This is a genomic window from Bacillus cereus group sp. BceL220 (assembly GCF_051776965.1).
GTDB lineage: Bacteria > Bacillota > Bacilli > Bacillales > Bacillaceae_G > Bacillus_A > Bacillus_A cereus.
Genome location: NZ_JBPWBC010000001.1, coordinates 72,116 through 84,034, shown reverse-complemented (window position 1 = coordinate 84,034; position 11,919 = coordinate 72,116). Strand labels below are relative to the sequence as shown.

Genomic DNA, 11,919 nt, shown 5'->3' with positions numbered 1-11,919 from the left:
AATATATTTAATACGGAATTTTACTATGTTCCTTACATATTAAAGTTTTTAGAAAGATCATATGTAAGCATAATAAGGAAGAAAAGTTGATTTTTCATTTCTAAAAACTGTATATTGAAGAGGAATATTCCTATATACGTAAAGGAGGGCTATAAATGAAACTAATGGAACAACAACTACATGAGTTAGGTGGTTTACGCGTACATATTATTCCGACTGATAAATATAAAACGAATACGTTTGTATTTCGTTTTAAAGCGCCTTTAAATGAAGAGACGGTGACAGAGCGTGCCCTATTGCCATACGTATTGCAAAGTGCGACAGAAAAATTACCTTCTGTAATTCGTCTTCGTCAATATTTAGAAGAATTATACGGGTCTTCTTTAGCGGTAGATGTAAGTAAAAAAGGAGAAGACCATATCATCTCCATTTATGTAGACATTGCAAATGAAGTATATTTACATGATGCACCACCGTTATTTGAAAAAGCGCTTTCTATGTTATCGGATATTGTGTTACATCCAGCAACGGAGGGGAACGGTTTCCTACCTTCTATCGTAGAAAGTGAAAAAAGAGCACTTTTACAGCGCATTGAAGCTACTTATGATGATAAAATGCGTTATGCAAACGAACGTTTAATTGAAGAAATGTGCAAAGTAGAACCGTATCGTTTAAGTGCAAATGGAAAAAAAGAGAGTGTTACTTCTATTACAAATGAAAGTCTGTATCAATATTATCAAAAGGTGTTAGCGGAAGATGAAATGGATCTATATATTATTGGTGATATTTCAGAAAATGCTGTTGATCTTGTAAGTAAGTATTTTTCTATTTCAGCTCGTCCAGTGAGAGAAAGAAATGTACTCCTTCATAGACGAAATAATGAAGAAAAAGAAGTTGTTGAAAAACAAGAATTAAAACAAAGTAAATTACACATCGGTTATCGTACATTTGTCACATATAAAGATGAAGATTATTTTGCATTGCAATTGTTCAATGGATTGTTTGGTGGTTTTTCTCATTCGAAGTTATTCGTAAATGTGCGTGAAAAAAATAGTTTAGCGTACTATGCAGCATCGCGCTTTGAAAGTCATAAAGGTTTATTATTTGTTATGTCAGGAATTGAAGCGAAAAATTATGAAAAAGCAGTTGAAATTATTAAAGAACAAATGCTTGCGATGCAAAACGGAGAGTTTTCTGAAGAAGAAATACATCAAACAAAAAGTGTCATCCAAAATCAAATATTAGAGGCGATTGATACACCGCGTGGATTTGTAGAAATGCTATATCATGGTATTATTTCAGATCGTACACGTCCAGTTGAAGAATGGCTTACAGGTATAGAAAGTGTGACAAAAGAAGAAATTGTAAAAGTTGCTAAAAATATTGAACTAGATACAATTTACTTTTTACAAGGAACGGAGGGAGAGTAAATGGAGAAAATTGTTTATGAGCAATTAAAAGAAACACTCTATTATGAAAAACTTCCTAATGGATTAGATGTATATGTTTTACCGAAACAAGGATTTAATAAAACATTTGCGACGTTTACGACGAAATATGGTTCAGTAGATAATACATTTGTACCATTAGGGAAAGAAGAAATGATTCGTGTACCTGATGGGATTGCACATTTTCTTGAGCATAAATTATTTGAAAAAGAAGATCACGATGCTTTCCAATTGTTTAGTAAACAAGGAGCATCGGCAAATGCTTTTACATCCTTCACACGAACAGCTTACCTTTTTTCATGTACTTCAAACGTAGAACAAAATTTAAATACATTGCTAAACTTTGTGCAAGAGCCTTATTTCTCTGAAAAAACAGTTGAAAAAGAGAAGGGGATTATTGGGCAAGAAATTCAAATGTATCAAGATAACCCAGATTGGCGTTTGTACTTTGGGTTAATTGATAGCTTGTTTGTAAAACACCCAATTAAAATTGATATTGCAGGGACAATCGAATCTATTAGTAAAATTACGAAAGATTTATTATATGAATGTTATGAAACATTTTATCATCCGAGCAATATGTTATTATTTGTTGTGGGTGCAATTGATCCAGAGAAAACAATGGATTTAGTACGTGAAAATCAAGCGAAAAAAGATTATAAAAACCAGCCAGAAATTGTGCGTTCATTTGAAGAGGAACCAAATGAGGTAAATGAAAAGAAAAAAATTATTTCAATGCCTGTGCAAACACCGAAATGTTTAGTTGGTATTAAAGCGACTAATTTAAAAGAAAAAGGGCAAGCGCTTTTAAAACAAGAAATTGCGCTTACGTTACTTTTAGATTATTTATTTGGAAAAAGTTCTGTTCATTACGAAGCTTTATATAATGAAGGGCTTATTGATGATTCATTCTCGTATGATTATACAGAAGAAAATAACTTCGGTTTTGCAATGGTTGGCGGTGATACGAAACAACCTGATGAATTGGCAGATCGTTTAAAAGATATTTTATTAAAAACAGATTATGATCAATTAGATGCGGTGGCATTAGAACGAGTGAAGAAAAAGAAAATTGGTGGTTTTTTACGCTCGTTGAATTCACCAGAATATATTGCAAATCAATTTACACGATATGCGTTTAATGAATCTAGTCTATTTGATGCATTGACTGTATTGGAAGGGCTAACCGTTCAAGACTTACAAGAAGTAGCAAAATTATTGTTATCAGAAGAAAAAATGAGTGTTTGTCAGGTGTTACCGAAAAAATAACATTTTAAAGATACCCTCATCTTATCATTGAAAAATTGTAAGATGAGGGTATTATTTAGTTGTGTGAAAATTGAACTTGTAGAGATAAGAGAGGGAATTTATGAAAAAGTATGCGTTAGTAACTGGAGGGAGCGGGGGGATTGGCTCTGCTATTTCGAAACAATTAATTCAAGATGGATATACAGTTTATGTACATTACAATAACAGTGAAGGAAAGGTATTGGAATTGCAGAAGGAATGGGGGGAAGTTATCCCTGTTCAAGCGAATTTGGCTTCTAGTGATGGACCAGAGCAATTGTGGGGACAAATTGAACAGCCTATTGATGTTATTGTATATGCAGCTGGGAAGAGTATTTTTGGACTAGTAACAGATGTAACAAACGATGAATTGGATTATATGGTAGAACTTCAAGTGAAGAACGTATATAAATTACTTTCAATGGCACTTCCGCCTATGATTGGGAGGAGAAGTGGTAATATTGTAATTGTTTCATCTATATGGGGACAAATAGGGGCTTCTTGTGAAGTGCTTTATTCAATGGTAAAAGGGGCGCAAAATTCATATGTGAAAGCTTTAGCGAAAGAAGTGTCTTTAAGTGGATTACGTGTGAATGCGGTAGCACCAGGAGCAATTGAAACGGAAATGTTAAGTGTTTTTTCTGAAGAAGATAAAATGGGAATTGCTGAAGATATACCATTAGGTAGAATAGGGTTACCAGAAGAAGTAGCAAAAACAGTTGCATTCCTCGTATCACCAGGAGCATCTTACATAACTGGACAAATCATCGGAGTGAATGGCGGTTGGCATTGTTAAAAATTTCTTACATAAAAAATGAATAGTTGCACAAATTAAGCATGATTTTATTACTCAATAGTGAGGTGCTTAATTATGTCAGTATTAGATAATTTTGATCAGTGGAAGAGCTTTTTAGGAGATCGTTTAGAGCAAGCGCAAGGAAAAGGTTTAGACGGCGGTGCGGTATCAGATATGGCATTTCGTGTTGGCGACTACCTTGCTAATGAAGTAGAAGGACGCAATGACCAAGAGAAATTATTAGCTGAGCTTTGGAAAGTTGCTGATGAACAGGAGCAACATACAATCGCAAACTTAATGGTTAAGTTTGTACAACATAAGTAAAAGTAGAGAGGAGATTCTCCTCTCTACTTTTTTTGTATAATAATTACACAGGATAGATTATACATTTAGCTTCCCTATTAAGGTGAAATCATATAATATAGTACGTAGGTGTAAAGTAAGCAAGGGGAGTGATCTTGGATGATTGAATGGTATTTTGAATATGAAATACATAAAAACCGACCTGGCTTGCTTGGTGACGTTTCTTCGTTAATCGGTATGCTCGGCATTAATATTGTCACAATTAATGGTGTAGATAATGCACGACGTGGGTTACTTCTTATGTGTGATAATCAAGAGCAAATCTCTAGACTTGAATCAATTTTAAATACGATGGATAACATAACGGTAACGAAATATCGTCCGCCCAAGCTAAGAGATAAGCTAGCAGTTAGGCATGGTAGGTACATACAACGAGATGCAGATGATAAGAAAACATTTCGATTTGTGCGTGATGAATTAGGCTTACTGGTAGACTTTATGGCAGAAATTATGAAAAAAGAAGGCCATAAACTAATTGGGATACGCGGAATGCCTCGTGTCGGAAAAACAGAATCCATTGTTGCTGCAAGTGTTTGTGCAAATAAAAGGTGGTTATTTGTATCATCTACTCTTATTAAGCAAACTGTTCGTAGTCAATTAATTGAAGATGAGTATAGCGATGACAATATTTTCATCCTAGATGGAATTGTGTCAACGAAGCGTGCTAACGAAAGACATTGGCAGCTCGTTCGTGAAATTATGAGATTGCCTGCAACGAAAGTTGTAGAACATCCTGATGTATTTGTGAGTCAGTCAGAATACACATTGGATGATTTTGATTATATTATCGAGTTGCGTAACGATTATGATGAAGAAATTCAATATAATTTAGTAGATGAAATTGAGCAAGGTACGCAAAATAATTTCTCTATGTTTGACTTTTAAAGAAATATTGAGGTGTTAGTAGTGACGGAATTGGGACAAAAGCTGAAAGAAGCAAGAGAAGCAAAAGGCTTGACTATTGATCAGCTGCATGAGATTACAAAAATTCAAAAACGCCATTTAGTGGCAATTGAAGAAGGCAATTATGATGTATTGCCAGGAGCTTTTTATGCGCGTGCATTCATTAAACAATACGCAGATGCGGTTGGATTACATGGAGAGGAACTGCTTGTAGAACATCAGAGTACGATACCACAATCTGAAAAGCGTGAAGTTCCACAAGTATCAACGGGACAAAAAACACAAGAAACAATGCAAAAATCTTCATCATGGCCAGTTGCAGATCACATGCCGAAAATCTTAGTTGCGCTGTTAGTAATCGCAGTTGGAGTCGTAATCTGGTTTGTGTTTCAAGCGTTAACTGGAAAAGATGATGAAAAAGTTCCGAGTGCTCAAAGTGAGAAAATTGAAGTTCAAAAAGCAAAAGATTCTCCGTTAGATACGAAGAAAGATGAAGCGAAAGCGGAAGAGCCGAAAAAAGAGGAACCAAAGAAAGAAGAACCAAAGAAAGAGGAGCAACCAGCACCACCAACTGGACAGCAAGAAGTGAAAGTAGTTGGAACAACTGGTAAGGTATCTACTTTGGAAATTCATAATAATAAAACGTTAGAATTGGAAATTTCAGCGAAGGGTGCAAGTTATGTAGATGTTAAGGATGATGCGGGTAACGAAATTCTAAACACTACAGTACAAAGCGGTCAAACAGAAAAACGCGATGTATCAACATTAAAAGAAGTACGACTTAATATTGGAAGTGCACCGAATGTTGAAATTAAACTGAATGGCCAAGTGCTTGCTTTCCCGTTAGATCCACAAAAAGAATATCACCAAAGATTGGTGATTAAAAACCAAGGGATAGAGCAACCTGCACAATAACAGTCATCGCTTCGATGACTTTTTTTCGATGAACAAATGTTTTTGATATGATGGAGGAATAGCTGTGAATTTACCAAATAAAATTACAATATCTAGAATCTTCTTAATTCCAATTTTTATGGTAATTATGTTAGCGCCCTTTGATTGGGGTTCATACAAAATTGGTGATGTTGATTTGCCAATTCAACATTTAGTAGGGGCACTTATCTTTATCATTGCTTCAGCTACAGATTGGATTGATGGACATTACGCAAGAAAGTATAATCTTGTAACGAATTTAGGGAAGTTTCTTGACCCGTTAGCTGATAAATTACTTGTTTCGGCAGCACTTATTACATTGGTAGAGATGCAATATGTACCGGCTTGGATTGTTATTGTAATTATCAGTCGTGAGTTTGCTGTAACAGGTTTACGTCTTGTACTTGCTGGAACAGGGGAAGTAGTTGCGGCAAATCAGCTAGGGAAAATTAAGACATGGACACAAATTATTGCGATTGCAGCATATTTATTACACGATGTACCTTTAAATTTAATCCATATTCCAGTTGCTGATATCTTCATATGGATTGCATTAATCTTTACTGTTATTTCAGGATGGGATTATTTCTGGAAAAATAGAGCTGCTTTTGTAAACTCAAAATAGAAGTTTATGGGGGAATTGGGATGAATGCTGAGATTATTGCGGTTGGAACTGAATTATTACTTGGACAAATTGCAAATACAAATGCCCAGTTTTTATCTGAAAAGTTAGCTTCAATCGGAATTAACGTGTATTATCATACTGTTGTTGGTGATAATAATAAGCGACTGCAAAAGGCGATTGAAGCTGCGGAAGAACGTGCTGATATACTTATTTTCACAGGTGGATTAGGACCGACAAAAGATGATTTAACGAAAGAAACGATAGCTGCTAGTTTAGATGAAGAGCTTGTGTATGATGAAAAGGCATTAGCCTTAATAAGTAATTACTTTAAGCGTACAGGCCGTGAATTTACGGAGAATAATAAAAAGCAAGCGCTCGTTTTAAATGGAGCAACAGTATTTGCAAATGACCACGGTATGGCGCCGGGTATGGGGGTAAATAAGAACGGAAAAGTTTATATTTTATTACCAGGGCCGCCAAAAGAAATGAAACCAATGTATGTAAGTTACGTAGAGCCTTTTTTACGTAATTTTACAACAGGAGAAAACATTTATTCACGTGTGCTTCGTTTCTTCGGTATTGGGGAGTCCCAATTAGAGGTGAAAGTTCAAGATTTAATTGATGGACAAACAAACCCAACAATTGCCCCGCTAGCAAATGATGGAGAAGTGACATTACGTTTAACCGCTAAGCATCAAAATGTTAGAGAAGCGGAGAAACTAATTCAACATGTGGAAGATTTGATTTTAGAAAGAGTAGGAGAATTTTTCTACGGATATGACCAAGAATTTTTGCATTATAAGGCAATCGAGTTATTGAAGAGAAAAGGGTTAACTTTAGCATGTGCAGAAAGTTTAACAGGTGGTCTTTTTGGAAATCAAGTAACTGAAAATGCTGGTGTTTCTTCTGTATTTAAGGGCGGTGTCATTTGTTATCATAATGATGTGAAGCAACATGTTTTACGTGTGCCTGAAGAAGTATTGCATACTGATGGTGCAGTTAGTAAGGAATGTGCTCGTTATCTTGCTGAAAATGTTAAGGATTTATTAAAAGCGGATATCGGAATTAGTTTCACTGGGGTAGCAGGGCCAGATGCTTCAGAACAGAAAGAGCCAGGAACAGTATTTGTTGGATTAGCGATTAAAGGTGAACAAACTGCAGTCTTTCCTCTTAATTTAAGTGGAAGTCGTCAACAAATTAGAGAACGATCAGCAAAATATGGATTTTATCATTTATATAAAAAGCTAGAAGAGATATAAGTTTCTTCTAGCTTTTTTTATAGTTAAATTCCGTATTTGTGTGATGGAAAATAAAAAAATCGAATAAATGTTCGATTTTTGTTGGCAAATTGAATTGAAAATAGGTATAATAAGATTAGCAATTCAGTTAAGGAGGAATTTTGAATGAGTGATCGTCAAGCGGCATTAGATATGGCGTTAAAACAAATAGAGAAGCAATTCGGTAAAGGTTCAATTATGAAATTAGGAGAACAAGCGGAACGTAGAATTTCTACAATTTCAAGTGGTTCTTTAGCACTTGATGTGGCGCTAGGGGTAGGCGGATACCCACGTGGCCGTATTATCGAAATTTACGGACCTGAAAGTTCAGGTAAAACGACAGTTTCATTACATGCAATTGCAGAAGTACAACGTCAAGGTGGACAAGCAGCATTCATCGATGCGGAGCACGCAATGGATCCTGTATATGCACAAAAATTAGGCGTTAACATAGATGAATTACTATTATCACAGCCTGATACAGGGGAGCAAGGATTAGAAATCGCAGAAGCACTTGTACGAAGTGGTGCGGTTGACATTATCGTAATTGACTCTGTAGCAGCTCTTGTACCGAAAGCAGAGATTGAAGGAGACATGGGTGACTCACACGTAGGTTTACAAGCACGTTTAATGTCACAAGCACTTCGTAAGCTTTCAGGAGCAATCAACAAATCAAAAACAATTGCAATCTTTATTAACCAAATTCGTGAAAAAGTTGGGGTTATGTTCGGAAACCCAGAAACAACTCCAGGTGGTCGTGCGTTGAAATTCTATTCAACTGTCCGTCTTGAAGTGCGTCGTGCGGAGCAATTAAAGCAAGGTAACGACATCGTTGGTAATAAAACAAAAGTAAAAGTAGTGAAAAATAAAGTAGCGCCACCATTCCGTGTTGCTGAAGTTGATATTATGTACGGAGAAGGTATTTCAAGAGAAGGTGAAATCTTGGATATGGCTTCTGAGCTTGATATCGTTCAAAAGAGCGGTGCTTGGTATTCTTATAATGAAGAACGTTTAGGACAAGGTCGTGAAAATTCGAAGCAATTCTTAAAAGAGAATACGGACTTAAGAGAGGAAATTGCCTTCTTTGTTCGTGATCATCACGGAATTGGTGAAGATTCTGGTGTGGAAGACACGGAAGATTCAACTCTTCAAGATTAAAAAATAAAAGACACGGGTCCCGTGTCTTTTATTTTTTACCTTCTATTAAAGGGGTATCTATCGTAGTGGTTAAAATATTTTTTTGACTCAAATGGGATGTGTAAAGAGGAATATTCATGCGTTTTAAGGGAATAAAATGGTATTTACTAAGGTTTTCCAGGATAATATGCTATCAATTTTTCAAATTCAGATAACATTCAGGACTGAAGGTAAAGAAAGTAAAAGTAGACAACGCTTGACAATGAAAATTACGATAGATACAATGAGAATGTATATTTTTTCTTATATACGATATACTCTTCTCAAGAAGAGAAGTAATATTCGGAGTAAGGTTTAAAACTTACCGAAATAATAATATGACATTTTAATTGTGAAATGAAGAAAGTCCCTTAAAAAAGCGGGACGACGGTCTTTGCTGTATGTTGTAATTTAATGTACATGCCGACAGTCTTTTTTCATTCATAGCAAGGGGAGGTGAAATCATGAGTAGTACAGTTTGGATACTCATCTCCATTTTGCTTGCAACAACAGTCGGTGCAGTTGTTGGCTTTTTTGTTCGAAAGTCTATTGCTGAAGCGAAGATTAATGGTGCGGCTAATGAAGCGAAACGTATTCTAGACGAAGCGAATCGTGAGGCTGAAGCACTTAAGAAAGAAGCGCTTTTAGAAGCAAAGGATGAAATTCATACACTTCGTACAGAAGCTGAATTAGAAATTCGTGACCGTAGAAGCGAATTACAAAAACAAGAAAATCGTTTAATGCAAAAAGAAGAGAACCTTGATCGTAAAGACGAAACGCTCGATAAACGCGAGCAGCAGTTAGAGAAGAAAGAGGATTCTCTTGTAGCGAGACAACAACAGATTGAAGAGTTGGAAAGCAAAGTGGGAGAGTTAGTTCAAAAGCAACAAACAGAATTAGAGCGCATTTCCAATCTGACACGCGAACAAGCGAAAGCAATTATTCTTGGTAAAGTAGAAAATGAAGTTTCTCATGAAATCGCTGTTATGGTAAAAGAAAGTGAAGTTCGCGCGAAAGAAGAAGCGGATAAGAAAGCAAAAGAGATTTTATCTCTTGCAATGCAAAGATGTGCAGCTGATCATGTTGCTGAAACAACCGTTTCGGTTGTAAATCTTCCAAATGACGAAATGAAGGGACGTATTATCGGGCGTGAAGGTCGTAATATTCGTACGTTAGAAACGTTAACGGGTATTGACTTAATTATCGATGATACACCAGAGGCGGTAATCCTTTCTGGATTCGATCCAATTCGTCGTGAAACAGCTCGTATCGCTCTTGATAAACTAGTACAGGACGGACGTATTCACCCAGCGCGTATTGAAGAGATGGTCGAAAAATCAAGACGTGAAGTGGACGAGTATATTCGTGAAGTCGGAGAGCAAACAACGTTTGAAGTGGGTGTTCATGGATTACACCCAGATTTAATTAAAATTTTAGGTCGTTTAAAATACCGTACAAGTTATGGACAAAACGTCTTAAAACACTCTATGGAAGTTGCATATTTAACTGGACTTATGGCAGCAGAGCTTGGCGAGGATGAAAAACTAGCAAGACGTGCTGGTCTATTACATGATATCGGAAAAGCGATTGACCATGAAGTAGAAGGTAGCCACGTTGAAATTGGTGTTGAACTCGCAACGAAATATAAAGAGCATCCTGTAGTTATAAACAGTATCGCATCTCACCATGGTGACACAGAACCAACTTCTATCATTGCAGTTTTAGTTGCAGCAGCAGATGCTTTATCAGCTGCAAGACCGGGAGCTCGTAGTGAAACGCTTGAAAACTACATTCGTCGTCTTGAAAAGTTAGAAGAGATTTCAGAGTCTTATGAAGGCGTTGAAAAATCATTTGCAATTCAAGCAGGACGTGAAGTTCGTATTTTGGTAAAACCAGATACAATCGATGATTTAGAAGCTCATCGTTTAGCTCGTGATATCCGAAAACGTATTGAAAATGAACTGGATTACCCAGGACATATTAAAGTAACTGTTATTCGTGAAACACGTGCAGTGGAATACGCAAAATAAAGTGGTGAAACACCACTTTATTTTTTTGTGTTGGAATTGGATAAAATAAAGACAGTTAGTTATATAGCGTAAAAGTGAAACAAACTTATAATAAACATATTATAAGGAATTTCCTTAATGCTATAGCAATAAAAAATGCAGTACATAGAAAGGGTAAGACATATGAGAATATTATTTGTTGGGGATGTAGTAGGATCTCCTGGTAGAGGTATGATTCAACAATACGTACCGGCATTAAAGAAAAAATATACACCTACAGTAACAATCATTAATGGAGAAAACGCAGCAGGTGGCCGTGGGATTACAGAAAAAATATATCGAAACTTTTTAGAATGTGGGGCGCAAGCAGTTACACTTGGAAACCACGCTTGGGATAATCGTGAAGTATTTGAATTCATCGATGATGCAAAATATCTTGCAAGACCAGCTAACTTCCCAGAAGGAACTCCAGGAAAAGGACTTATCTTTGTGAACTGTAATGGAACAGAAGTTGCAGTTATTAACTTACAAGGACGTACTTTCCTTCCTCCGATTGATTGTCCATTCCGTAAAGTGGATGAATTAATTAATATTGCGAAAAAACGTACGAATATTATCTTTGTTGATTTCCATGCGGAGACTACAAGTGAAAAACAAGCGCTAGGTTGGTATGTAGATGGGCGTGCTACAGCAGTAGTAGGTACGCATACGCATGTCCCTACAGCAGATAACCGTATTTTACCAAGCGGAACAGCATACATTACAGATGTTGGGATGACAGGGCCATATGACGGAATATTAGGTATGGACAGAGAAGCAGTATTGAAGAAGTTTTTAACAAACTTACCAGTACGATTTGAAGTAACAAATGGCAGAACGCAATTAAGTGCAGTGTTAATTGATGTGGATCCAAATACAGGAAAAGCAAAGAAAATTGAGCGCATTTTAATTAATGACGATCAACCATTTTTTGAGTAAATTTCCGTTAAATTTTAGATAAGTTATTATATTTTAATTTTTTAGAAAAATTACGAAAATTTAGCAGGAATACGCGCCATTTCTCGTGAATATAAGTTAAAGTGAAATAATTGCTAATACTTTT

General features: G+C 36.0%; 11 protein-coding genes. All 11 read left to right on the top strand.

Features of this window, described 5'->3' with window-relative positions; genetic code table 11:
- The first annotated feature begins 155 nt into the window (after positions 1-155).
- The 11 genes from yfmF to ACS2FK_RS00335 all read left to right on the top strand — a co-directional run bounded on the left by yfmF (position 156) and on the right by ACS2FK_RS00335 (position 11,795).
- Positions 156-1,430, top strand: a complete 1,275-nt coding sequence (gene yfmF, locus ACS2FK_RS00385; protein ID WP_000772415.1) for an EF-P 5-aminopentanol modification-associated protein YfmF — start codon at positions 156-158, stop codon at positions 1,428-1,430.
- Positions 1,431-2,717 (top strand): EF-P 5-aminopentanol modification-associated protein YfmH, encoded by a 1,287-nt coding sequence (gene yfmH, locus ACS2FK_RS00380; protein ID WP_000411974.1) that lies wholly within the window; start codon positions 1,431-1,433, stop codon positions 2,715-2,717.
- Positions 2,718-2,817: 100 nt separating this feature from the next.
- A complete protein-coding gene (gene ymfI / locus ACS2FK_RS00375; protein ID WP_000759628.1) occupies positions 2,818-3,531 on the top strand; it encodes an elongation factor P 5-aminopentanone reductase in 714 nt (237 codons plus the stop codon).
- A 75-nt stretch (positions 3,532-3,606) separates the two neighbouring features.
- On the top strand, positions 3,607-3,855 hold the full coding sequence (locus tag ACS2FK_RS00370; protein WP_000114444.1) for a DUF3243 domain-containing protein: 249 nt from the start codon (positions 3,607-3,609) through the stop codon (positions 3,853-3,855).
- 138 nt (positions 3,856-3,993) lie between these two features.
- On the top strand, positions 3,994-4,779 hold the full coding sequence (locus ACS2FK_RS00365) for a DUF3388 domain-containing protein (RefSeq protein ID WP_000574107.1): 786 nt from the start codon (positions 3,994-3,996) through the stop codon (positions 4,777-4,779).
- Positions 4,780-4,800: 21 nt separating this feature from the next.
- On the top strand, positions 4,801-5,712 hold the full coding sequence (locus ACS2FK_RS00360) for a helix-turn-helix domain-containing protein (RefSeq protein WP_000137473.1): 912 nt from the start codon (positions 4,801-4,803) through the stop codon (positions 5,710-5,712).
- A 64-nt stretch (positions 5,713-5,776) separates the two neighbouring features.
- Positions 5,777-6,355, top strand: coding sequence for a CDP-diacylglycerol--glycerol-3-phosphate 3-phosphatidyltransferase (gene pgsA / locus ACS2FK_RS00355; protein WP_001052967.1), 579 nt, complete (start codon positions 5,777-5,779; stop codon positions 6,353-6,355).
- A gap of 20 nt (positions 6,356-6,375) precedes the next feature.
- Positions 6,376-7,614 carry a competence/damage-inducible protein CinA gene (gene cinA / locus ACS2FK_RS00350; protein ID WP_000990687.1) on the top strand — a complete coding sequence of 413 codons (1,239 nt, stop codon included), beginning with the start codon at positions 6,376-6,378 and terminating at the stop codon, positions 7,612-7,614.
- A gap of 144 nt (positions 7,615-7,758) precedes the next feature.
- A complete protein-coding gene (gene recA / locus ACS2FK_RS00345; protein WP_001283854.1) occupies positions 7,759-8,790 on the top strand; it encodes a recombinase RecA in 1,032 nt (343 codons plus the stop codon).
- A gap of 482 nt (positions 8,791-9,272) precedes the next feature.
- Complete coding sequence (gene rny, locus ACS2FK_RS00340; protein ID WP_000099769.1) at positions 9,273-10,838, top strand: ribonuclease Y; 1,566 nt, start codon at positions 9,273-9,275, stop codon at positions 10,836-10,838.
- A 162-nt stretch (positions 10,839-11,000) separates the two neighbouring features.
- Positions 11,001-11,795: a TIGR00282 family metallophosphoesterase gene (locus tag ACS2FK_RS00335; RefSeq protein ID WP_001221095.1), complete on the top strand. Its 795-nt coding sequence runs from the start codon at positions 11,001-11,003 to the stop codon at positions 11,793-11,795.
- The last annotated feature ends 124 nt before the right edge of the window (positions 11,796-11,919 follow it).